The following is a 21,078-nucleotide window of genomic DNA, read 5'->3' on the forward strand; positions in this document are numbered from 1 at the left end:
CATGAGCAGCATCCGCGACCTCTCCTACGAGCACCAGATGGTGATCGAGGCGATGAAGAGCCAGCTCATCATCGCCCTGGTCCGCCGGCTCGGCAACAAAGTCGAGATGCCGGTGGCTGCGATTGATTCCACCGGCTCCTCAAATCTCACGATGAAGGCGGTCGACGGCGTGTTCACCTTCGAAGTGGTGAACAAGCGATGACGCCGGTCCAGCGCGATCTTGCCCGCCATGCCCTCGGTCTCGACGGCCGCTGCAAGGAATCCTACCGCAACTATTTCGTGACCGGCGAAGGCAGCACCGACCACCCACACTGGCTGGCGATGGTCGAGGCCGGGTACGCGACGCGGCGCTCGGGCTCAATCCTCACAGGCGGCGATGATTTCTTCCGCCTTACGAGGGCCGGCGCCGACCTCGCGCTGGATCCTGGCGAAAGCCTGAACACCGTCGAGTTTTCTCCCGTTCAACCCCAGAAGGGACACGACCGCATGACCGACCAAGTAACCGCTCCGCTCCGTCTCTCCGACCTCCAGGCCAGCATCGCTCGTGCCCAGATCGAGGCGAAGATGGATGTGCTCGAGAGGACCAACGAGCGCTTGACGCTTCACCTGCAATCAATCTTCGACGGCATCGGCCGCAACGAGCAGGTCGAGCTGATCTACCCGAACGGCGAGGTGGTGCTCATCACCAAGGCCCGGAAGCGCGACCGCGGCGAAGGCGGCGAGTGATGCCGATCATCTCCGTGTATGTCGACGAGCTGACCGCAGCTCGCATGAAGGCGATTTCGGCCGAGAAGGGCCGGACGGTCGAAGACCTGGCAGAGTGCGCGGTCGCCGAAGCCGCGCTCGACTATTACCGTCTTGCGCCGGCCGCCTCGGATCCTGGTCGCGCCGACGGCGGCGCGAACATCATCACCACTCACACCAACATCGCGGGCGCGTGATGAGCACGTTCTTTCTGGCCGTCGGTTTCATCCTCATGATCAGCGCGTGCGCACGGCGCGCCTACCTCGATATCACCGGTCGCTGGGTGCCGATCGAGGGTTATGTCTTCGGAGCGGTGGTCTCATTCATCGGCGCGCTGCTGATCCTGATCGGCATTTTGCTGACGGCGGCGCCGTGATGGAAACTGCAGTTGGACGTGTCCAAACGCAACTTTCGCCCGATGAGGCGCTGACGAAGCTCTATGCTTTGCTGACGGCGAAGAACGCGCCAAAGCCGGGAAGCTTCACCAGCCTGAACGAGGATCAAAAGCGAGAATATTTCCGCCTCTCCCGACGGCGTAGCCGGGCCAGGATGCGCGCCGCCTCCTCGGTCGCTGCCACCGCAGCCAACATCAATCAGGCGCTCGCCGACGCGGCGCTGATGATCCTCGCCACCGACGCGCCCGGCGCCGACCAGGTGCGCAAGGTGCTGCAGACGATCTTTGAGCAGAGGCCGGGTGTTCCGATCTCGGTCGAGAACAAGGCCAAGCAAGGCAAACTGAAACCCAAACTGATCGCGAGGAGTGAGTGATGGAGGACCTTCCGAAGCTGGCTCTATCGGTGCGCCAGCCATGGGCGCACTGCCTCATGATGGGCTGGAAGCCGGTAGAGAACCGATCCTGGCGCGCGGGCAACCCGGGCCTGAAATTCCGCGGCGATTTCGTGATCCACGCCTCAACCGGCATGACGCGCGACGAATACGAGGACTGCGCTGATCTTTGCCGGTCTCTCGGTTTCCAATGCCCGCCGCCGGCCGAGTTGGCGCGCGGCGGGATCGTCGGTGTCGGCACCATCGTCGACATCGTGACTGAGCTGGATAGCCCGTGGTTTTTCGGCCCGAAGGGTCTGATCATAGCCAACGCGCGACCGGTCGAGTTCATCCCTGTCGCCGGTCAGCTCGGGTTTTTCGCTCGTGCCGTTCGCGAAGAACGGCAGGCCAGTCGTGCCGGCGAAATGGATGCTGCCGCAGGCGCTGAAGGCTGCTACTGCGAAGACAGGCAGGGGCGGCTTCTATGAACCCACCGACCGCTCAGAATTTGTAGTTGATCTTGCCAACGACGACATTCTCTGTGTCGCGATTGTAGACCGGAGGAGAAAGTGTGCTCCTGGTGCCAAAGTCGTAGTAGTTCCATTCCACTCCGGCGGTCCAATGATCAGTGAAGGCGTATTCCACACCGAGACCTGCGGTCCAGCCGACGTGCGAACCGCCCCCGAGGCTCTGAAAGAAAGGCGGAAACACCAAGGTCTCGGAGAATTTGTAGTTGGTGAATGCGGCACCACCATCGCCATATATCAAGAAGCGGTCGAAAGCGTATCCCAGACGGCCACGCAATGAGCCCAGATAATCCTGCTTGGTTGTTAAATTTGCGAATACAAATTCGTTGTCGCCCTTTACGCTCGAACCCGCGAGGTCGCCTTCAATGCCGATCACATATTGGCCTACCTGATAGTTGTAGCCGATCTGGCCCCCAAAAACGCCCCCCGACCCCTTGGTGGTGAACGGAAAGGTATTTCCCGTCCAGTGGGTGTCATTCCACCCCCGCCGATCTGCCCGCCGACATAGAAGCCGGTCCAGGAAAAAGGCATGGCCGTGACAGGCTGGACGAGGTCCGCAGCCAGGACCGGTGACGAGATCGCCAGGAATGCGACCGAACAAAGCAATGCACGTTTCATGTGAGCCTCCCGCATGGATGACGCAGTCGTATCGCTGGAGGCGCGCTGGTCACAACTACACGTTTAACCTCTCGAAATTGTGATCACGTGCAGTTGCACGAATGCAACAGCTGCCGCGCCACGACAAAGCCGGCCAAATCCCCACTTTCAAACCCGACAGGGAAGGATCGCTCCATGAGTCCATCACTGAAAGGGCGGACTTTCGTCCATCACCCAGATGTGATGCCAGCCCGGCAAAAAGTGCAGAGACAACACGGCCGAGTGCGGATAGTCCGAGCTTTCTTGGAGGATCCTACCAAATGCTATTGCCAGTGAGACGTTGCTTCGCCGCCTGCCGAAGCCGTCTTTAGCAACCTGCCCATCGCTAGAGCCCATGCCACCGGACTCGATCCGAATTGAACAGTTTTGGGATAAGAACCCGCTTATGATGCCTTGGATGGAGGAATTCCTTCCGGCAAATCGCATGTGGCAAGATGCGATGACCAACGTATTCTGGACATGTGTTCTCGTTGTTGTCGATCTAGCTCTATTATCGTTCGCCCTTCCAAATAACGTGGTAACCGGGATTATCTGCATATTGCCCGCTGGCTATCTTTTGGGAAGTTTCAATAAGAGAATGTCTCGCGCGCAGGCGAAATTCTTCCACGCCAAGAGCGATGAGGGAAGGCTTGGCAAGGCCAGCGATGCAAGTAGCCGGAACGAGGTCAGATCCGACAGCAAAGCTGCCGATCAACAAATGCCATGAAATCTTACGTCATCAACCTGGACCGGAGCCCCGGCAGGATGCAGCGCATGGCTGACCGCCTCAATGCTATCGGAGCGGACTTCGAACGAGTTCCGGCGGTGGACGGGCGGCTGCTCACCGATGCCCAAATTTCCGACGTCTACAGGCCGGTTCCCGGCGCGGCCCCAATGACGCCGGAAGAGGTGGGCTGCTTCCTGAGCCATCGCAAATGCTGGGAGCGGATCGCGTCGGGCCAGGACGCTTACGGCTGCGTTTTCGAAGACGACATGTTGATCTCCAAGCGGGCAGGTCTGTTCCTCGTTGAGGGGTCCAGCTGGATCCCCGGCGATGCGGACCTGGTCAAGGTCGAGAGTGTCGTCGGAAGGGTGTGGTTAGACCGCACGGTACATGCGCTGCGCGACGGCTTCGAACTGGCGCGCCTGCGCAGCTACTCTTTCGGGTCCGGCGGATACATCCTCTCGAAACCGGCGGCAGAGCGCCTTTTGCGGGCCACCAAGGTATTCTCGGATGCGGTCGACCATGTGAAGTTCAACCCCGCCTGTGGGATAGCCAGCAGTCTGAAATCCTATCAGATGCTCCCGGCCATCAGCGCGCAAACGCAGAGCTTCTACCCCAAGGGTTCCCCTTTGATCGAAGCGCCGGCACTCGCCGCGCACAGCGATCCTCGCTTTCCCGGCAACTTGATGGAAAAGCCGTGGCTGGAGCGGAAGGTCCTGCAGGCGCTTCGCCGGATGGGACACCGGCTGCGCCGGCATTGGCGCACCGAGGTCCTCTTTGCCGACCAGCCAAGTGCCTTCGCAGGTCAAGTTTTAGACTGCACTTCCACTGTGATACGAACGTGAGCGACTTCTTGCCCCTCCGCATCCCTGACCTTGATGGCCAGATCGCGCCAAGCACCATCGGGCACAATGTCATTCGCCATTTCGATTAGAGCTCGTGCAGCCTCGTCGGTGGCGGCATCGATGCCATCCAGTTCTACCCCCTCGGGGTCGAGAATGGTCTCGCCGGTGTCGTAGATATCGAAGAAGAAGATCGCCATTCCCGTCAACTCTCGATGCGGCGGTTTGTTCACGGGACGCACCTGGTGAATTTCTTACCTGCTTTCTCTTTTTCGCTTGACCTACTTGTAACCAAAATGGTTACACTAAACACCGATTTGGTAGCAAGGGAACCAGCATGAGCAGTGTGCCCGCAATAGTCGTCGGCGGTCTGGGCCGCTGCGGGACATCGCTGATGATGCAGATGCTCTATGCCGGAGGGGTTTCCTGCGTCGGCGAATGGCCGGCTTTTGAAGGCAGCGCCAGCATGTTCGGCAGCTTCGACCCGAACGCCTTCGCCGCGCTGCGCGGCCAGGCCATCAAGCTTATAGCGCCTGCCGAACACCCCATCTTCGACATGCCCAAGCACATCGTCATCTGGCTCGACCGGGAGCCGCACGAGCAGGCCAAGTCGCAGTTGAAGATGGTCTCCGCCATGTTCGGCAGCGTCGCAACGAACCGCAGAAGCATCCGCTCAATGGTCGCCGGCATCCGGAGCGAGCGACCATCGAACATGGCGGCGGTCGGAGCCAAGAGCCGTTGCCCGACGCTCCTCATGTCATTCGAGCGGTTGCTGACCCAGCCGACCGTGGCGACAGACGCAATCGCGGCGTTCCTGCAATCGCACGGCTACAAGGAGCTGAACGTCTCGGCTATGCGTCGGCAAATCCGGCGCCGCTACCCCACCTGCTATCCCGGCATGATGGAGATTGAACTCCTCGAGACGCCGGCACCAATCGGGCTCGCGCGCCCGTCACCAGGTCGACCCGAGGCGACCTGACCTCGACGACACAACCCCTACCACGGAGAGTAAGCATGGAAGACAGGAACTATATCGAGCTGACGGCCTCGATCGTCTCGGCCTATGTCGGAAACAACCCGGTGCCGGTCGCGCAACTACCTGACCTGATCGCCAGCGTAAATGCCGCTGTGCGCAAGCTCGACGGCCCGACGATCGTCAACGCGACCGCGCCGAAAGAGCCGGCCGTCAACCCCAAGAAGTCGATCCATCCCGATTTCATCATCTGTCTGGAAGACGGGTTGAAGTTCAAATCGCTCAAGCGGCACTTGATGACCGACCATGGCCTCACGCCCGATGCGTACCGCGCGAAGTGGGGCTTGCCGGCGGATTACCCGATGGTGGCGCCGAACTATTCCGCCGCGCGGTCGCAGCTGGCGAAAGCCTCTGGCCTCGGCCGTCATCCTAAGGCGGCGCCGATCCGCACCAAGACGCCCGCGCGCCGCGCCTTCCAGTAGGCGCGTCATGAAAGTCGCCGCCGTCATCGAGCGACTTGCGGGCGGCGATTCACTGCGCCTCGGCTTCTCCAGTGGCCAGAGGCGGTGGTGGTTCGAAGGGTCTTACCAAGCCGTTCCCGAGCATGTCGTTCACGCGGCGGTGCGCGACGGCGCTGTCGCCGTGACCGAGGCCGGCGACAGCCTCTTCGGCTTCAAGGGAAATTCGCAGACCTGGTTGGTCGAGGAGCGTTCCGATGGCCGGTGATCCATGGGCCAGCTACGATGCCTGGAAGACCACGCCGCCCGATTGGGTGATGCCCTCACATACCCGACGCGACGCCGACGGAACCCGTTGGCGCATGCACCGCAACCTCAGCCGCCATCCGTTCTTGGACGGCGACGAGTCCGAATACGAATACCTCTGCGAGGAATGGGACGAGCTGGCGCGCATCGATGCGCATGAGCGAGAGCCCGAGGAAGAAGATTTCCAGCAGATGGCCGCCGCGATCGGGACGAGCGCATGAACGACCTCCCGCCCGAGGTGCTGACCGTGTCGCAGACGCCGGAATACTGGTCGTCGCGTTTTCACGACAAAGGGTTGCGTATGTCCGCGAGGTCGTTGCGCGAGAAGGCAATCAAGACGGGCCTCTGCTACTTTGTCGACAGGCAGGTGCTGATCTCGCCGCGGCAGATCGATGAGTTGTTTTTATGGGGTAATGCGTCATGCCGCTCACGATCTATAAGCGCGGCCGGTTCTGGTGGCTCACCGGAACGGTCCCCACCCAAAAAGGCGAGCAGCGCATACACGAGAGCACTGGCGAAACTGACGAAGCCAAAGCGAACAAGGTCCGCCTGAATCGCGAGCTGCGTGCCCAGGAAGAGATCGACCTCGACCCAAAGGACCGCTTCACCTTTGCCCAAGCCGTTGAGCTCTACCTCGACGCCGGCAAAGACGAGCGCTTCATCCGGCCATTGCTGGAGCATTTCAAGGAGACCAGGATCTCCGACATGACGGGCTCGGATGTGCGCGCCGCCGCGAAAGCGATCTATCCGGCAGCGGTCTACACGACCTGGAACCGACAGGTGGTGATCCTGGCCCGCGCCGTCATCAACTTCGCCGCCGACGAGGGCAAATGCCGCGAGGTGCTGATCAAGGGCTTCACGAAGAAGGATCGTGACGTCAAGGTTTCGACCGCGCCGCCCAAGCGCGCCGTCGATCGCTCTTACATCGACGATTTCCGTGAGGCGAGCGACGATCCCCGCCTCAGTGCCTTGATGCTGTTCATATTCCAGACCGGCGCCCGCATCTCGGACGCGATCAAGCTCGAAGACGATTCCCCCGACGTCGACCTGGTGAACAGGAAGGTGATCTTCCGCGACATGAAGAACGGCGAGGATGGTGAGGCGGACCTCACCGTTGAAATGGTCTACGAAATCCAGCAGCTCCGGGAATGGAAGCGGGAAAGATTGGCGTCATGGGAGGCGCGCACTCCCTGGGGGAAAAATAGGCGAGCTGGCCCGCGCCACAGCGGGCGAGGCGCCAAGAAACCCAATAACCGGCTCTTCGGCTTCATGACCCGCTTTCTGCGCAAGGATATAATGCGTATCTGCGAAAAGGCGGGCATCCCATATCTCGGCACCCATCAACCAGGCCGCCACAGCTTCGCGACCGAGATGATCGTGATGAACGGCGTCGATGTTGCCACCACGGCCCTCAAGGGCCGCTGGAAGACGAAGAAGCTTCTCGTCGAGAACTACACCCACGCCAAGAAGGGCAAGGGCGTCATCGACAAGGTATTCGGAAAGAAGAAGGCTCGACGGCCGGCGAATGGCGACAGTGAGACGAAAAGCGGTGTCGCTTCAAAGAAGCGGTCGACGGCATCGTAACCACACCGAACCATATTGGCACCGAGACCTTACACCAGTCGAAAATGATGGGTCGCGCAACGATTTGAATTTGCTTGGGAAAACGGCGCGGTTACAGTTTGGCCTCTCCCTTACCAAGGGAGTGCTCTACCACTGAGCTACCGCAGCCTGCGATGGCGGCGCTTCTGCCATAACGAACCGGCAAGCGCAAGGCCAAGAAAACCTTAAAACGACGCATGTCGTCGTCCGAAATCGCCGCGCAGTTTTGGGCGGCAGGTGTCGAATGCCGCGGCTGTGGAAGCCGCTTGCGAGCAGGCTTCCATGACATGGCGGCGCCACAATGTTAACTATGCCTGAACCACAGCCGGCTATCCGCCGGCGGGGACACGCGATGAACGACAAGGCAAATCCGCCGAAAAAAGGCGACGGCCAGCGCAAGGACCGGCTGGCCGCGGCGTTGCGTGCCAATCTGCAGAAGCGCAAGGCGCAGGCGCGTTCGCGGCGGGATGGCAATCCTGACGATCGGCCGGAAGGATTGCCGACTGCTGGAAAAATGCACAAGGACTAACCGAAATCAGCCACACTGGCCGACCACACTTGGTCCACAGATGGGGAAATCCTATTTCTTGAACCGCACCGGCCGATAGTCTAGAGCCGGACATACTCAACCGATTGAAACCGGCCCGACCGGGCCGAGGGGACGTTCTTTCATGGATCGCATCAGAATTGTCGGCGGCAATGAGCTTGCCGGAAGCATTCCGATTTCGGGCGCCAAGAACGCGGCGCTGCCGCTGATGATCGCCTCGCTGCTCACCGACGACACGCTGACGCTGGAAAACGTGCCGCATCTGGCCGATGTCGAGCAATTGATCCGCATCCTCGGCAATCACGGCGTCGACTATTCCGTCAACGGCCGGCGCGAGAAGCAGCAGGAGGGCTATTCGCGCACCATCAATTTCTCCGCTCGCAACATCGTCGACACCACCGCGCCCTACGAGCTGGTGTCCAAGATGCGCGCCTCCTTCTGGGTTATCGGCCCGCTGCTCGCTCGCATGGGTGAGGCCAAGGTGTCGCTGCCGGGCGGCTGCGCCATCGGCACGCGCCCGGTCGACCTGTTCCTCGAGGGCCTGCAGGCGCTGGACGCCGAGCTCGACGTCGACAACGGCTATGTCGTCGCCAAAACCAAGAACGGTCGTCTCCACGGCAACCGCCACGTGTTCCCGAAAGTGTCGGTCGGCGCCACCCATGTGCTGATGATGGCGGCCTCGCTCGCCAAGGGCGAGACGGTACTCGAAAACGCCGCCCGCGAGCCGGAGATCGTCAATCTCGCCGAATGCCTGATCGCCATGGGCGCCAAGATCCACGGCGCCGGCACCGCCACCATCACCATCGAGGGCGTCGAGGCGCTGTCCGGGGCGCGTGTGCGCGTCATTCCCGATCGCATCGAGACCGGAACCTATGCCATGGCGGTGGCGATGACCGGCGGCGACGTGGTGCTGGAAGGCGCGCGCCCCGACCTGTTGCAGAGCGTGCTCGATGTCATTGCCGAGACCGGCGCCGAGATCACGGCGACCAATGCCGGCATCCGCGTCAAGCGCAACGGCTCCGGCATCGCGCCGGTGGATGTGACGACCGCGCCCTTCCCCGCCTTCCCGACCGACCTGCAGGCGCAGTTCATGGGCCTGATGACGATGGCCAAGGGCAAGTCGCGCATCACCGAGACGATCTTCGAGAACCGCTTCATGCATGTGCAGGAGCTTGCCCGCCTCGGCGCCCACATCACGCTGTCCGGCCAGACGGCGATCGTCGACGGGGTGGCCAAGCTGAAGGGCGCGCCGGTCATGGCGACCGACCTGCGGGCCTCGGTGTCGCTGGTCATCGCAGGCCTTGCCGCCGAAGGCGAAACCACCGTCAACCGGGTCTACCACCTCGACCGCGGCTTCGAGCGGCTGGAGGAGAAGCTTTCCGGCTGCGGCGCGGTGATCGAGCGGATTTCGGGCTGACAAAGCGCCTCGGTTGCGCAGAGCGGAAAGACCGCATAACAGAAGATTGACTAATCAACCTTCAGGTGCGCCTTCCGCATGGCCCTCAAGCTCGTCGCGCTCGACGACCAGGATCTGAGCATCATCTCGGCCCACGTCCAGGACGCCGTGATGAAGGTCTCCGACCTCGAATACCTGCCGGCGGCCAAACGTTTCGTGCTGACCATGAACCGCTTCGTCTGGGAGGCGAAATCCGGCTTCTTGCGCCAGCACAATGAACGGCGGCAGAGCGTGCTGCATTTCGACCGCGTGCTCGGCGCCAAGACCAGCGGCATCGCCCGCGACAAGCCGGCGGAGGTACTGTCGCTGCTGGCGGTCAGCTTCGTCGCATTCAGCAAGCCGGCCGGCATCATCGAGCTGGTCTTTTCCGGGGGCGGCACCATCATGCTCGACGTCGAGTGCATCGAGGCGCGGCTCGCCGACGTCGGCGGCTCCTGGGAAGCCACCTCGCGCCCGGTTCACAGGACCTGAGCACCGACAATGGCCATCACGCTTAGCCAAACCGACACCGATTTCGAGCTGCGTTTTTCGGCATTCCTCACCACCAAGCGCGAGGTGTCGGCCGATGTCGAAGCCGTGGTGCGCGACATCGTCGCGCGCGTGCGCGCCGAAGGCGACAAGGCGCTCGTCGACTACACGCTCAAATTCGACAAGGCCGATCTCAACAGGCTCGGCATCGCCGTCTCCAGGGCCGACATCGAAAGGGCATATGCCGCGGCCGACCCAGCCACAGTCGAGGCACTCGAATTCGCACGCGACCGCATCCGCTCCCATCACGAGCGGCAGAAGCCGAAGGACGACCGCTACACGGACGCCGCCGGCGTCGAGCTCGGCTCGCGCTGGACGGCGATCGAAGCCGTGGGGCTCTATGTGCCCGGGGGCACGGCGAGCTATCCGAGCTCGGTGCTGATGAATGCCGTGCCGGCCAAGGTCGCCGGTGTCGAGCGCATCGTGATCGTGGTGCCGGCCTCGGGCGGCGTCATCAATCCGCTGGTTCTGGTCGCGGCCGACCTTGCCGGCGTCTCCGAGATCTACCGCGTCGGCGGCGCGCAGGCCGTGGCAGCGCTCGCCTACGGCACCGAGACGATCCGGCCGGTCGCCAAGATCGTCGGGCCGGGCAATGCCTATGTCGCGGCAGCCAAGCGGCAGGTGTTCGGCACCGTTGGCATCGACATGATCGCCGGGCCGTCGGAAGTGCTGGTCGTGGCAGACGCGGACAACGATCCGGACTGGATCGCCGCCGATCTGCTGGCGCAAGCCGAACATGACGCGTCGGCGCAGTCGATCCTGATCACCGACAATGCCGAATTCGGCAAGGCGGTGGAGCAGGCGGTCGAGCGCCAGTTGAAGAGCCTGCCGCGCGCCGCGACGGCCGCGGCGAGTTGGCGCGATTTCGGCGCCGTGATCCTGGTGCCGACGATCGAGGCTTCGCTGCCGCTGGTCGACCGCATCGCGGCCGAGCATGTCGAGCTCGCCTTCGACGACCCCGAAAGCTTCCTCGCCGGGATGCGCAACGCCGGCGCTGTCTTCCTCGGCCGCCACACGCCGGAGGTCATCGGCGATTATGTCGGCGGCTCCAACCACGTGCTGCCGACCGCGCGCTCGGCGCGCTTCTCGTCCGGTTTGTCCGTCCTCGATTTCGTCAAGCGCACCTCGATCCTGAAGCTCGGCCCGGAGCAGCTCAAGGCGCTGGCGCCGGCGGCAATCGCGCTCGCCAAGGCGGAAGGGCTCGACGCCCACGCACGCTCGGTGGCGATCAGGCTGAACATGTAGCGATGTCCGGCCACCACCAAAACCGCGCCAGGCTGATCGACGTCGAGCTCGACGAATCGATCGGGCGTTCGACGCCCGATGTCGAGCATGAGCGGGCGGTGGCGATCTTCGATCTGATCGAGGAAAACAGTTTCCGGCCGGTCAACGACGATGGCGCCGGCCCGTACAGGCTGAAGCTGTCGCTTGCCGAGTCGCGCCTGGTGTTCGCGGTCAGTCGCCAGAATGGCGCCGATGTGGTCACCCACATCCTGTCGCTGACGCCGCTGCGACGTATCGTCAAGGATTACTACCTGATCTGCGAAAGCTACTATGAGGCGATCCGCTCCTCCACGCCCAGCCATATCGAGGCAATCGACATGGGCCGGCGCGGCCTGCACAATGAGGGCTCGCAAACGCTGATGGACCGGCTCGCCGGCAAGATCGAGATCGACTTCGACACGGCGCGCCGGTTGTTCACGCTGGTCTGCGTGCTGCACTGGCGGGGTTAGTCCTGGCCGCGCTGCCGCATTCGATTCTTTTTGTGTGCGGCATGAATGCCGTGCGCTCGCCAATGGCCGAGCAACTGGCGCGGCGGATGCTGCCCGCCACCACTTTCGTCGCCTCGGCCGGCGTGCGCAGCGGTGAACGCGACCCCTTCGTCGATGCCGTGCTTGCCGAAGAGGGTCTCACGCTCGGCGAGCGGCAGCCGCGAACGCTTGACGAGCTGGAAGACGATTATTTCGACCTGATCGTGACGCTGGCGCCGGAAGCGCACCACGCCGCGCTCGAGCTTACCCGCTCGCTCGCCGTCGAGGTCGAGTACTGGCCGATGCCGGACCCGACCGACACCCTCGGCACGCGCGAGCATATCATGGCCGCCTATCGCGATGTGCGAGAGCGGCTGAAGACGCGCATAAGCCGACGTTTCTTGCTTCCGGAAGCAAAAAACGCGGCGGATTAAGCATGTTCACAAGCGGGCGATTATCATATAGGTTCCGCCGCAAATTCCGGTTGGAGTCGGACGATTTCAGGTCTGTTGGACCTGAAATCGTCCGACTCCAGATCAAGAGTAGAGCATGATGTCGTCCGAAAACCGCTTCACACTTTTCGGCATCATGCTCTAGGCGCCGGAACCGCCATCCAAGCAAAGGTATCGAATGCCGAAGGAAGAAGTCCTCGAATTTCCGGGCGTGGTCACGGAACTGCTGCCCAATGCGATGTTCCGGGTGAAGCTCGAAAATGAGCACGAAATCATCGCCCACACGGCCGGCCGCATGCGCAAGAACCGCATCCGCGTGCTGACCGGCGACAAGGTCCTGGTCGAAATGACGCCTTACGACCTGACCAAGGGCCGCATCACCTACCGCTTCAAGTAAAAATTCGGCGCGAACGCGATGAGCATCCTGCAGAAGCTCGTGCTTGCCTCGGGTTCGCCGCGCCGCATCGAGCTGTTGCAGCAGGCCGGCATCGAGCCGGACCGCGTGCTGCCCGCCGATGTCGACGAGACGCCGCTGCGCGCCGAGCATCCGCGCTCGCTGGCGAAGCGCCTTTCCAAGGACAAGGCCGAGAAGGCGTTCGCCTCGCTGAAAAGCGAGGAAGACCATGCGCCGGCCTTCATCCTGGCCGCCGACACGGTGGTGGCGGTGGGGCGGCGCATCCTGCCCAAGGCCGAGACGATCGACGACGCGGTGAACTGCCTCGGCCTGCTTTCCGGCCGCTCGCACCGGGTCTATTCCGGCATCTGCCTGATCACGCCGGGCGGCAAGCTCAGGCAGCGACTGGTGGAGACCAGGGTGCGCTTCAAGCGACTGCCGCGCGAGGAGATCGACGCCTATGTCGCGTCGGGCGAATGGCGCGGCAAGGCCGGCGGCTATGCCGTGCAGGGGCTGGCCGGCTCCTTCGTCGTCAAGCTGGTCGGCTCCTACACCAATGTGGTCGGCCTGCCGCTCTATGAGAGTATCGCGCTGCTGTCCGGCGAGGGCTTCAAGCCGCACAAGAACTGGCACGTCGCGCGGCCATGAGCCCGGACGAAAAGGTCACGCCGCTGAGGCCAAAACGCCCCTGCCCCGAATGCGGCAAGCCTTCGGTGCGTGAGCATTATCCGTTCTGCTCGACGCGCTGCAAGGACATCGACCTCAATCGCTGGCTGAAGGGCGCCTATGTCATCCCCGGCCGCGACGACGAAGAAGAAGAAGACGACGGCCCGAAGCAAGGCCCTTCGTCCACAGACGAGCAGTGAAGACCCGTTGCAATTCGCCGTTTCCCGCCGATTTTTCTTTATCAACACCTAAGCGCTGGACAGGCCGAATTCCCGTGCTATAACCCACGCGCTTTCGAGGGGGCGCCGCCCGGCGCCTTCGTGAAACCCGGCGGACGATCCCGTTAGCCGGCGCAGGCCCAGATAGCTCAGTTGGTAGAGCAGCGGACTGAAAATCCGCGTGTCGGTGGTTCGAATCCGCCTCTGGGCACCATCACCACTTCTCCCGACGCTCCCTTTCGCCGAAGCTCTGCACTGCAGCAGGTAGCCGGGTTGGTGATCTTATTGCTTCCGATGGCGCAATTTGGCGGGATTTGGAGCGCTGCGCTCGGGCTATTACGGCTTACGCGTGCAAGCCGGTTTAGCCGTGCCCAGGTTCGCCGAGCTTTTCCAGTCTGGCGGATAGCCGGTCAAGGTCAGTTGTGCCCTGGCCGAAAAGGCACATGGCCCTCATGGCGACCAATTGGCGGTCTTCCTCGCTCTCAAGTCCATGCCTTGAACAATAGCGATGGACAGCTTTTGAGAGGATTTCGAGTTGGGTGGAATCCAAAACACCATGCAGGGACATGCGGTGCCTCCTAGCCAGGGGCGAAAGCATGATACCGCTTTCAAGCGTCCGCTTGCCTCACTACTCGGTACGAACGACAACGAGGTGATACGCCTCTCTGGCAATTCGCGCGCTAACAAATGAGGCCGTGATGAAAACGCGCCTGAGCTGTCTTCTCGAGAAGGCGCGCCTGCCGAAGAAGCGAAACTGCGTCACTGCCGATCAGGTCGATGAGCTCGCGCGCCTAAGCTTCGGTGATGCCGGGTCTCGCGTCTGAAATCGGACTCGAAATTCCTTGTCGGTCTGCGACATTCCACCAATCAAAGAGTTCTCAAAATTGAAAAACGCTGTCGGGCACCCGAGGTGGCCCGGCTTCCCGGCTCGCATGTCAGGTCACACAGCCGTCATAGAGCCAAGAATGATCAATCGGGACTTCGCGAACGTTTTCTCCGCTCGAGGCTTTTCGCCTTTCGGCGAGCGATCCTGAGTTCGTCGAGCATCGGCTGCCACCACCCTCTCGATCGTTCCGCCGACACAGGAGGGCGCCGGGCCGGCCATGTCTTGATCAATTCAGCCAAGGTCGGCGGCCGCCACCTCGCCCAAACAGCGTCGACGCCGGTCTGCATCAACTGCGGATAGAACGGCGCCAGTTCAGAGGCGTCGGCGAGCTCGCCTGAAATCCCGGTGAAGACAACAATGTCATATTGCACCGTCGCCACGGCGCGACCGAGTGGAGGCAGGTCTTCGGCTGGAACTGGATAGCGTCGCCGCCTACGTTCGGCATGGCACAGCCTGGCGGCCTTGTGCTCTTCGGAGTGTTTACCAGCCTCCCGACGGCGTTTCCTCTCCTCAGGCTCGGCGCGTTGGGCGGCTCTTTCGATGCTTGGCCAACGGCGCCGCAGCTCCTCATAGGCGCGAAAAGGCACCCGCCAGACCCGCAGCTCGTCATCCCAACTCGCCCATGGAACCGCTCGCAGTTCCTCCAGTACGGTCTTCGAATACGGCGTGCGAATGCGCAGGTCGTCCGCGACTTCCAGATAGTGGCTCGACAGTGGATCGAAGGCGAAGGCATCCCGCCCCTTACTGTCGTCATGGGCTGCGCGAGCCGCCGTCTCCTGCGCCAGCCAGCGTTCGATCCGCCGCGCCGCCGTTTTTCCGGGCACGAACCAGCTCCTGCGCTCGTCGCTCCACCTCGCGCGTGGGAACGCAAGCTGGAACCGCTCAACCGCCGCACGATCGTACTGGAAGCGCGCTTCTGCACCACAGGGCTTCTGCGGTTCGGAATGCGCTTCGGATTTTTCCATCGGCTTGCGCTCACTAGCTCTGCTCGCAAGGAACGCCGCGCAGGTTCCTTGGGTTCAAGCCACGCAGCCGAGATAGGCCGAACTGCTCGAGGGGCGGCGCGCGGAAACCTTCCCGGCATTCGACGGTTAATCCGGATCAGGAGAGGTCAGCCATGGCGAGACGACGTGATGCAGATGAAACAGCGGCGAGCCGGCTCAGAAGGCCACGCTCGCGCCCGCTGAAAGGCGAAGAAACGGAAGTGAACCATATCGTGGAAACGCAAAACATCTCGCCGGCTCAGGCGCGGGAGCTTGTGCGGCGCCACGGAAACGATTGGCGCAAGATTGATGAGGCTGCCAAATCCTACAAGAAAGACAGCTAGTATTCCGAGTATCGGGGTGACAGCCCGGAGAGATCGTCGGCCAAGATAAGCGGATGACCAGGATCGCTACTTTCAACGTAAATGGCGTCAACGGGCGGCTGCCGGTCCTCCTGAAATGGCTTGGGGAAACCGGCTATGACATCGTCTGCCTGCAGGAGCTCAAGACATCCGATGAGAAGTTCCCTGCCGAGGCGATCCGGGAGGCTGGCTACGGCGCCGTCTGGCATGGGCAGAAATCTTACAACGGCGTAGCGATTCTGGCCCGTGGAAAACAGCCGTTGGAACGCAGGCGCCGACTGCCGGGCGATCCGGACGATACGCACAGCCGCTACATCGAGGCCGAGGTGGATGGGCTGGTGATCGGCTGCATCTACCTGCCGAACGGCAATCCCGCGCCGGGACCTAAATTCGATTACAAGCTGGCCTGGTTCCAGCGCTTGATCAGCTATTCCCAGACCTTGCTTAAAGAAGAGACGGTCCTGTGCGGCGATTACAACGTGGTGCCAACCCCGATCGATGCGGTGGTGCCGGCGCGCTGGTTGGGCGATGCAGTGTATTTCCCGCAGAGTCGCGGCGCTTACGCCGATTTGCTGGAGATGGGCTGGACGGATGCGGTTCGGCAGATCCATCCCGAGAAGGGAGTCTACACCTATTGGAACTTCTCCTACCGGGGCGGTTACGACCGAAGCTCCGGCCTGCGCATGGACCACCTCCTGATCAGTCCCGCGCTTTCAAACCGGCTGCAAGGCGCCGGCGTCGATGCTGCGGTAAGAGCTTTGGAAAGGCCAAGCGATCATGCCCCCGCGTGGATCGAGCTGACCTGGCCTGGAAAGCTCGACTGAGGTTCCGATGGCCTGCCCCAGGAGCGGCATCAGCCCGAGCGTATCACGCCGGGCTCATCGGTCTGTTCGTGGGCTTGCCCGACTGCTTGGGGCGCGGCCACAAGGTCGTGGAATCCGATCGTGGCGACCAAATACCCCGCTTCGTCGTAGATTTTCGTAACCCACGATGTCGGGTCGACGCCTTCGACAATCCCATCGAGCATCGCCTCCTTAGCCGCGCGTTTCGCCTCGGCCTTGGCGGCATCCAGATTCTCCATGTCGACCTGGATGGCCGGCTGCGCCGTACTTTCAATGAACTCAAAACGGAACTTCGGCATTCGTTTCTCCATTCGGCGCCACCGGGAGCGGATCGGGTGGGTTCTGAGCCGTGCGCTTGCTGGAAGTTTCGTCTCCGAGCACCGTCTCGGCGATGTATTTCTTGAGATCGCCGACTTCGTCGTCGATATCCTCGGCCAGTATGCCCAGGCCTTCGGCATCGGCGATGCATTGTTCGGCGAGCTTCTCGGCGGCGATCTCGGCCGGGATTGCAGCCGCTGCTTCCGCCTTGTGCTCGTCGATCCATTCCCCGACGAAATGTGCGGTCTTGTTCACGATGACATCCGGCTCCTGAGCGGGAACCGTTTCAGCGTCAGTTGGCTTCGTGTCCATGTCAAAACCCGCCCTATAGGATCATTCTTCAACGCCGATTGCGTGCGAAGGATGCAGGCGTTTGTCGAAAGTTGTCGTTGCTTCAGACTTGCACTTCAAACTCCCGGCTCAAGGGCTGGAACCTGCGTCAGGATCAACAGTTCTTGAGCATGGCAAATCACCCGATAACGAGTCTGCTGACCTCAATCGGCACGTTAACCTCCCGTCCCGCGGCATTCCTGGTGCTGCTGGCGTACGCGGCGCTGTGGGTCGTTTTCGATCGCGAAAGTCTGAATTGGCATGGGGCGGCCACCCTCTCCACCTGGGCTATGACGCTGTTTATCCAGCGGGCGGAGCATCGCGACACCCAGGCAATCCACGCCAAGTTGGATGAAATGCTGCGATCAAACAGCGCGGCCTCGAACATCACCCGCATTGACGATGAGGAACCCGAGGAAATCGAAAAGCATCGCAGCCGTACACAGCAGGGCGATTGAGATGTGCTTTCCTGCCTTTTGGCGCCTCCAGCGGCGCCAACCGTGAGATTTGGTCGGAACCGGCGGAGGCTGCTCAGCAGCCTCAAGTATTTGGGCGTCGCGCTTGTCGCCAGTCTGGTCACGTTGCTCGCCATCAACCTGATTCCGGAGAACCGTGTCATCCGCACGATCGTGCCGCACCGTTTCGATGCGGCAGATCCGCAATTCGCAAGGAGCATGAGCAGCTATTCGCAGGGGCAGATGTTCGACGCGAACGCCGTGCAGACCCTGGTCAACGGCGACGAGATTTTTCCGGCCATGTTGCAAGCGATCCGTTCGGCCAGATCGACCATCGACATGGAAACCTACATTTATTGGTCGGGCTCGGTCGGCTACGAGTTCGCCACGTCGCTGGCTGCGAAAGCCCGAGAGGGTGTCGAAGTGCGCGTGCTCGTCGACTGGCTTGGCAGTCTTCCCTTCGATGAGAAGCTGATCCACATCATGACGAGCGCAGGCGTTCGGTTCCAGCGCTATCGGCCGATCTACTGGTACACGCTCGACCGCGTCAACAACCGGACGCATCGCAAGCTGCTCATTGTGGACGGGCGGGTCGCCTTCACAGGAGGGGTCGGCATCGCGGACAACTGGCTGGGAGATGCGCGCAACCCCAATGAGTGGCGCGACACGCACTACCAGATCGAAGGGCCTGCCGTGCCCGGGTTCCAGGCGGCCTTCGCCGAGAACTGGCTGGAAGCGGTGGGCGAGACGTTGCAGGGCGAGAAGTTCTACCCGCCGCCCGAAGCAGCGGGTGCGCTCAAGGCCCAGCTGATCCTTTCATCGCAGCCGAACGGCTCCGAAAACATGGAGCTGATGATGCTGGCCGCCATAGCCGCGGCCAAAGACCACCTGCGCATCGGCATGGCCTACTTCGTCCCGGACGACATCGCCCTACAACAGATATTGGACGCCAGAAAAAGAGGCGTGGCCGTCGACGTGATCGTTCCCAATTCCCTGACGGATGTCCCGATAGTCCGGAAAGCTTCGCGCTATTTCTGGGGCGAATTGCTCGAGGCCGGGGTGCGGATCTACGAGTTTCAGCCCACGATGTATCACCCAAAACTGCTGATCGTGGACGACGTCTGGGCGAGCTTCGGTTCCACCAACCTGGACGAGCGGTCTTTGCGTTTGAACGATGAGGCCACGCTCAACGTCTACGGCAAGGAATTCGCACGAACGCAGATCGACCTATTCAACGAAGATCTGAAGCGCTCGAGGCAGATCAGTCTTGCCGAATGGAAATCGCGTCCCATGCGCGAAAAGTTCACCGATTGGCTGGCCAGCAGGCTGCACGCGCAGCTCTAGCCAGTTCACGCAGACGGGGACGCAACAACACCGGCCGCTGCTTGTCGCTTGGGCCGCCCGTCACACAGATCAGCGGAACTGCCAAACCACCCCCGGTGAGCGAGGGTCGGCCGCCGGGGGGCGGCTCTTGACGCCGAAAATCGCGCTTCCGATATTTCACCTCAGCGCCGCTGGCACACGCCCAGCACGTTGCTGAGCATCTGTTTGGCTTGCCGGCGATTGGCGCATCAAGCGGAGGAAGGTCATGGGCCCAAATGTCTTCGGGGAGCCTGTTGGGCGCGCTTTGGTTTCCCGGCGAAGCGACAACCATAGTCACGACCACGGTACGGCAGAACCAAGCGCAAGGAGCACTGATGTGTTCGCAGAACCTGTCCTTGTGGATGACGTGCCATTCGGCGTGAGGAAAATCCGTTGCGCGATGGACGCGATCGAATTCCTGGAGGAGTGGCCGTTCGAGAAACGCTGCCGCCTGCATGGTTTGGCCAGCGACGCTTGCTGCGCGGCATATGATGGCCGCGGGCCGGTCGCAGCGGCCAGGAAAGTGTTCGTCAGCTGGGCTATCCAGACCGGCATTTGCGCCAGCGCGCCTTGCCTCGAGCTCGACGCCGTTGAGGCGGCTGATCAAGTCACAGGCAGTGGCACGTCCTGATGAGGAAGAACACGCCCACCCCATAGGGAAGCAACAAAAGCAACAGGGCCAGCCAGTAACCGGGCTGTGCCAATGCCGCGAAATCTGAACGAAGTTGCTCCATTGCCCGTCCAACGCAGGGCGGCTCAGCTGGTTCCTCTACTGCGCATGTCAGAATCTAAGACCAAGAAGCTTCGTACCTCCTGCTGTTGACGGCTGCAGCGATCGAGGAACGCTGGCCGCCCCCAGAGCCATGATGGCAGAGCCGAACCCTTGGTGCTGTGGGGCCGGGCTTCCGCCTGAATGCGCCTGCCACACGCAATTCTTGCAGGCCCTCCTGGGCGGTAGGAACAAAGGGGCTCGTTATCCGTTCGGTTTCGCGCAGCAAGAGCAGGATCAGCTTGCAGAACGGCGAGACCGGAGTTTCTGCCGCCCGGCTTCGGTTGTTCCCTTGTTGTCCGCGTTGAACAAGGTGTTCCGAAGCGCCATGCATTACCGCCAGTGTCCGTCGGTCGCTCTTGGCCTCCTGCTCTTGGCCATCACGGTGCTGCCGCACAATCCCGCTTGGGCGCAGGCGCCCTGCCCGGCCGATCACGACAAACTGCTGTCGGCCTTGAAGGCCAATGTCAAGGCGAGCGGCGGGCCGGCAAATGGCGGCTTCGAGACCAATGAATGGGCCGCGATCGTTGCCCGTGACGGTACGGTCTGCGCCGTCGCCTTCAGCGGCCCTACCGTGGACGCCCAATGGCCCGGCAGCCGGCTGGTCGCGGCCGAGAAGGCCAACACGGCCAACGGGCTCAGCGTGGCGAATATGGCCCTGTCGACCGCCAATCTTTATGCCGGGGTGCAACCAGGCGGGCCGCTGTTCGGCCTGCAGGCCACCAACCCCGTCAATCAGGCGGCGGCTTACGCCGGCGACGCCAAGACATTCGGCAGCCCTAATGATCCGCTGATCGGCAAACCGATCGGAGGCGTGGTGGTGTTCGGCGGGGGCCTGGCCCTGTACGACGGCAAGGCGATCGTCGGCGGCCTCGGGGTCAGCGGAGATTCCTCCTGCGCCGACCACAACGTCGCCTGGCGCGTCCGCGCCGCGCTCGGCCTCGACAAGGTTCCGGCAGGCGTCAATCCCAATCGCAAGGACGCCATCATCTACGACCTCGACCCAGGCGGCAAAAGCGCATCCGGCTGGGGTCATCCGCTCTGCGCCGGGCGCGAGGCCGACATAGCCGTGGAACTGGGCGCCGGCGTCGGAGGCTCGGTCCCGAAATGAAGGCAGTGCGACAGCTGACAGCGAGGTGTGCGCAGTCCGGACGCGCTCGCCTCACCCGGGCTGCGCGGCAA

At 62.2% G+C, this 21,078-nt stretch carries 34 protein-coding genes and 1 tRNA gene; 30 read left to right on the forward strand and 5 right to left on the reverse strand.

Annotation, left to right across the window (positions count from 1 at the left end):
- Position 1: 1 nt before the first annotated feature.
- The 6 genes from CK220_RS24415 to CK220_RS24440 are packed head-to-tail and all read left to right on the forward strand — an operon-like array spanning position 2 to position 1,997.
- A complete protein-coding gene (locus tag CK220_RS24415; protein ID WP_095813963.1) occupies positions 2 to 202 on the forward strand; it encodes a hypothetical protein in 201 nt (66 codons plus the stop codon).
- Entirely contained in the window at positions 199 to 726 is a 528-nt protein-coding gene (locus CK220_RS32080; RefSeq protein ID WP_176479186.1) for a hypothetical protein, read from the forward strand. The genes CK220_RS24415 and CK220_RS32080 overlap by 4 nt, the downstream gene beginning before the upstream one ends.
- Complete coding sequence (locus CK220_RS24425) at positions 726 to 941, forward strand: hypothetical protein (protein ID WP_095782996.1); 216 nt, start codon at positions 726 to 728, stop codon at positions 939 to 941. The genes CK220_RS32080 and CK220_RS24425 overlap by 1 nt, the downstream gene beginning before the upstream one ends.
- Positions 941 to 1,120, forward strand: coding sequence for a hypothetical protein (locus CK220_RS24430; RefSeq protein ID WP_095782995.1), 180 nt, complete (start codon positions 941 to 943; stop codon positions 1,118 to 1,120). Before CK220_RS24425 ends, CK220_RS24430 begins: the two co-directional genes overlap by 1 nt.
- Complete coding sequence (locus tag CK220_RS24435) at positions 1,120 to 1,512, forward strand: hypothetical protein (RefSeq protein WP_095813965.1); 393 nt, start codon at positions 1,120 to 1,122, stop codon at positions 1,510 to 1,512. The genes CK220_RS24430 and CK220_RS24435 overlap by 1 nt, the downstream gene beginning before the upstream one ends.
- On the forward strand, positions 1,512 to 1,997 hold the full coding sequence (locus tag CK220_RS24440) for a hypothetical protein (protein ID WP_176479187.1): 486 nt from the start codon (positions 1,512 to 1,514) through the stop codon (positions 1,995 to 1,997). Before CK220_RS24435 ends, CK220_RS24440 begins: the two co-directional genes overlap by 1 nt.
- Before the next feature lie 13 nt (positions 1,998 to 2,010).
- Here CK220_RS24440 and CK220_RS24445 read toward each other — a convergent pair whose 3' ends face one another.
- Entirely contained in the window at positions 2,011 to 2,637 is a 627-nt protein-coding gene (locus CK220_RS24445) for an outer membrane protein (RefSeq protein WP_245429381.1), read from the reverse strand.
- A gap of 453 nt (positions 2,638 to 3,090) precedes the next feature.
- Between CK220_RS24445 and CK220_RS24455 the strand changes: the two genes are divergently transcribed.
- Together CK220_RS24455 and CK220_RS24460 are read left to right on the forward strand one after the other, a co-directional pair.
- Positions 3,091 to 3,399, forward strand: coding sequence for a hypothetical protein (locus CK220_RS24455; RefSeq protein ID WP_141245218.1), 309 nt, complete (start codon positions 3,091 to 3,093; stop codon positions 3,397 to 3,399).
- A complete protein-coding gene (locus tag CK220_RS24460; RefSeq protein WP_095813968.1) occupies positions 3,396 to 4,241 on the forward strand; it encodes a glycosyltransferase family 25 protein in 846 nt (281 codons plus the stop codon). Before CK220_RS24455 ends, CK220_RS24460 begins: the two co-directional genes overlap by 4 nt.
- On the opposite strand, the gene CK220_RS24465 is transcribed toward CK220_RS24460, so the two are convergent.
- Positions 4,202 to 4,471 carry a hypothetical protein gene (locus CK220_RS24465; RefSeq protein ID WP_245429383.1) on the reverse strand — a complete coding sequence of 90 codons (270 nt, stop codon included), beginning with the start codon at positions 4,469 to 4,471 and terminating at the stop codon, positions 4,202 to 4,204. The two genes, CK220_RS24460 and CK220_RS24465, sit on opposite strands and share 40 nt — an antisense overlap.
- Before the next feature lie 104 nt (positions 4,472 to 4,575).
- On the opposite strand from CK220_RS24465, the gene CK220_RS24470 reads away from it, so the two are divergent.
- The 16 genes from CK220_RS24470 (at position 4,576) to CK220_RS32840 (ending at position 14,413) form a co-directional block, all read left to right on the forward strand.
- Complete coding sequence (locus tag CK220_RS24470) at positions 4,576 to 5,217, forward strand: hypothetical protein (RefSeq protein ID WP_095813970.1); 642 nt, start codon at positions 4,576 to 4,578, stop codon at positions 5,215 to 5,217.
- Between the two features lie 35 nt (positions 5,218 to 5,252).
- Complete coding sequence (locus tag CK220_RS24475) at positions 5,253 to 5,693, forward strand: MucR family transcriptional regulator (RefSeq protein WP_095813971.1); 441 nt, start codon at positions 5,253 to 5,255, stop codon at positions 5,691 to 5,693.
- A 7-nt stretch (positions 5,694 to 5,700) separates the two neighbouring features.
- Positions 5,701 to 5,937 carry a hypothetical protein gene (locus CK220_RS24480; protein ID WP_095813972.1) on the forward strand — a complete coding sequence of 79 codons (237 nt, stop codon included), beginning with the start codon at positions 5,701 to 5,703 and terminating at the stop codon, positions 5,935 to 5,937.
- A complete protein-coding gene (locus CK220_RS24485; protein ID WP_095813973.1) occupies positions 5,927 to 6,196 on the forward strand; it encodes a hypothetical protein in 270 nt (89 codons plus the stop codon). The genes CK220_RS24480 and CK220_RS24485 overlap by 11 nt, the downstream gene beginning before the upstream one ends.
- 199 nt (positions 6,197 to 6,395) lie before the next feature.
- Positions 6,396 to 7,559, forward strand: coding sequence for a tyrosine-type recombinase/integrase (locus CK220_RS24490; protein WP_095813974.1), 1,164 nt, complete (start codon positions 6,396 to 6,398; stop codon positions 7,557 to 7,559).
- A 370-nt stretch (positions 7,560 to 7,929) separates the two neighbouring features.
- Entirely contained in the window at positions 7,930 to 8,106 is a 177-nt protein-coding gene (locus tag CK220_RS32085; protein ID WP_095813975.1) for a hypothetical protein, read from the forward strand.
- 142 nt (positions 8,107 to 8,248) lie between these two features.
- Positions 8,249 to 9,541, forward strand: a complete 1,293-nt coding sequence (gene murA, locus CK220_RS24500) for a UDP-N-acetylglucosamine 1-carboxyvinyltransferase (RefSeq protein ID WP_095813976.1) — start codon at positions 8,249 to 8,251, stop codon at positions 9,539 to 9,541.
- Positions 9,542 to 9,619: 78 nt separating this feature from the next.
- A complete protein-coding gene (locus tag CK220_RS24505) occupies positions 9,620 to 10,051 on the forward strand; it encodes a DUF2948 family protein (protein ID WP_095813977.1) in 432 nt (143 codons plus the stop codon).
- A 9-nt stretch (positions 10,052 to 10,060) separates the two neighbouring features.
- Positions 10,061 to 11,353 carry a histidinol dehydrogenase gene (gene hisD / locus CK220_RS24510; RefSeq protein ID WP_095813978.1) on the forward strand — a complete coding sequence of 431 codons (1,293 nt, stop codon included), beginning with the start codon at positions 10,061 to 10,063 and terminating at the stop codon, positions 11,351 to 11,353.
- Positions 11,354 to 11,355: 2 nt separating this feature from the next.
- On the forward strand, positions 11,356 to 11,841 hold the full coding sequence (locus CK220_RS24515) for a UPF0262 family protein (RefSeq protein WP_095813979.1): 486 nt from the start codon (positions 11,356 to 11,358) through the stop codon (positions 11,839 to 11,841).
- Positions 11,829 to 12,293 carry a low molecular weight phosphatase family protein gene (locus tag CK220_RS24520; protein WP_095813980.1) on the forward strand — a complete coding sequence of 155 codons (465 nt, stop codon included), beginning with the start codon at positions 11,829 to 11,831 and terminating at the stop codon, positions 12,291 to 12,293. The genes CK220_RS24515 and CK220_RS24520 overlap by 13 nt, the downstream gene beginning before the upstream one ends.
- A gap of 196 nt (positions 12,294 to 12,489) precedes the next feature.
- A complete protein-coding gene (infA, locus tag CK220_RS24525) occupies positions 12,490 to 12,708 on the forward strand; it encodes a translation initiation factor IF-1 (protein ID WP_006200926.1) in 219 nt (72 codons plus the stop codon).
- A gap of 18 nt (positions 12,709 to 12,726) precedes the next feature.
- Positions 12,727 to 13,353 (forward strand): Maf-like protein, encoded by a 627-nt coding sequence (locus tag CK220_RS24530; protein ID WP_095813981.1) that lies wholly within the window; start codon positions 12,727 to 12,729, stop codon positions 13,351 to 13,353.
- The gene (yacG, locus tag CK220_RS24535; RefSeq protein ID WP_095813982.1) at positions 13,350 to 13,571 is read left to right on the forward strand and encodes a DNA gyrase inhibitor YacG; all 222 of its coding nucleotides are present in this window, start codon (positions 13,350 to 13,352) and stop codon (positions 13,569 to 13,571) included. Before CK220_RS24530 ends, yacG begins: the two co-directional genes overlap by 4 nt.
- Before the next feature lie 156 nt (positions 13,572 to 13,727).
- Positions 13,728 to 13,803 (forward strand) — tRNA-Phe (locus CK220_RS24540).
- A gap of 484 nt (positions 13,804 to 14,287) precedes the next feature.
- Positions 14,288 to 14,413: a hypothetical protein gene (locus CK220_RS32840; RefSeq protein WP_280952754.1), complete on the forward strand. Its 126-nt coding sequence runs from the start codon at positions 14,288 to 14,290 to the stop codon at positions 14,411 to 14,413.
- Positions 14,414 to 14,558: 145 nt separating this feature from the next.
- Here the strand turns inward: CK220_RS32840 and CK220_RS24550 are convergent, their stop codons facing one another.
- Positions 14,559 to 15,440, reverse strand: a complete 882-nt coding sequence (locus tag CK220_RS24550) for a hypothetical protein (protein WP_095813984.1) — start codon at positions 15,438 to 15,440, stop codon at positions 14,559 to 14,561.
- Positions 15,441 to 15,592: 152 nt separating this feature from the next.
- On the opposite strand from CK220_RS24550, the gene CK220_RS24555 reads away from it, so the two are divergent.
- Together CK220_RS24555 and xth are read left to right on the forward strand one after the other, a co-directional pair.
- A complete protein-coding gene (locus CK220_RS24555; protein WP_141245219.1) occupies positions 15,593 to 15,802 on the forward strand; it encodes a hypothetical protein in 210 nt (69 codons plus the stop codon).
- A 53-nt stretch (positions 15,803 to 15,855) separates the two neighbouring features.
- Positions 15,856 to 16,644: an exodeoxyribonuclease III gene (gene xth / locus CK220_RS24560; RefSeq protein WP_095813985.1), complete on the forward strand. Its 789-nt coding sequence runs from the start codon at positions 15,856 to 15,858 to the stop codon at positions 16,642 to 16,644.
- Positions 16,645 to 16,673: 29 nt separating this feature from the next.
- Here the strand turns inward: xth and CK220_RS24565 are convergent, their stop codons facing one another.
- Positions 16,674 to 16,961, reverse strand: a complete 288-nt coding sequence (locus CK220_RS24565; protein WP_095813986.1) for a hypothetical protein — start codon at positions 16,959 to 16,961, stop codon at positions 16,674 to 16,676.
- A complete protein-coding gene (locus tag CK220_RS24570) occupies positions 16,942 to 17,235 on the reverse strand; it encodes a DUF768 domain-containing protein (protein WP_176479188.1) in 294 nt (97 codons plus the stop codon). Before CK220_RS24570 ends, CK220_RS24565 begins: the two co-directional genes overlap by 20 nt.
- A gap of 206 nt (positions 17,236 to 17,441) precedes the next feature.
- Here CK220_RS24570 and CK220_RS24575 point away from each other — a divergent pair, with 206 nt between their 5' ends.
- The 4 genes from CK220_RS24575 (at position 17,442) to CK220_RS24590 (ending at position 21,007) form a co-directional block, all read left to right on the forward strand.
- Positions 17,442 to 17,768 (forward strand): low affinity iron permease family protein, encoded by a 327-nt coding sequence (locus CK220_RS24575; RefSeq protein WP_095814013.1) that lies wholly within the window; start codon positions 17,442 to 17,444, stop codon positions 17,766 to 17,768.
- Positions 17,769 to 17,858: 90 nt separating this feature from the next.
- Complete coding sequence (locus CK220_RS24580) at positions 17,859 to 19,109, forward strand: phospholipase D-like domain-containing protein (RefSeq protein WP_245429385.1); 1,251 nt, start codon at positions 17,859 to 17,861, stop codon at positions 19,107 to 19,109.
- 244 nt (positions 19,110 to 19,353) lie between these two features.
- Positions 19,354 to 19,758 (forward strand): DUF982 domain-containing protein, encoded by a 405-nt coding sequence (locus CK220_RS32845; protein WP_095813989.1) that lies wholly within the window; start codon positions 19,354 to 19,356, stop codon positions 19,756 to 19,758.
- A 466-nt stretch (positions 19,759 to 20,224) separates the two neighbouring features.
- Positions 20,225 to 21,007 carry a heme-binding protein gene (locus CK220_RS24590; RefSeq protein ID WP_245429387.1) on the forward strand — a complete coding sequence of 261 codons (783 nt, stop codon included), beginning with the start codon at positions 20,225 to 20,227 and terminating at the stop codon, positions 21,005 to 21,007.
- Positions 21,008 to 21,078: the final 71 nt, after the last annotated feature.

The sequence above is a fragment of the Mesorhizobium sp. WSM3860 genome (assembly GCF_002294995.1).
Classification (GTDB): domain Bacteria; phylum Pseudomonadota; class Alphaproteobacteria; order Rhizobiales; family Rhizobiaceae; genus Mesorhizobium.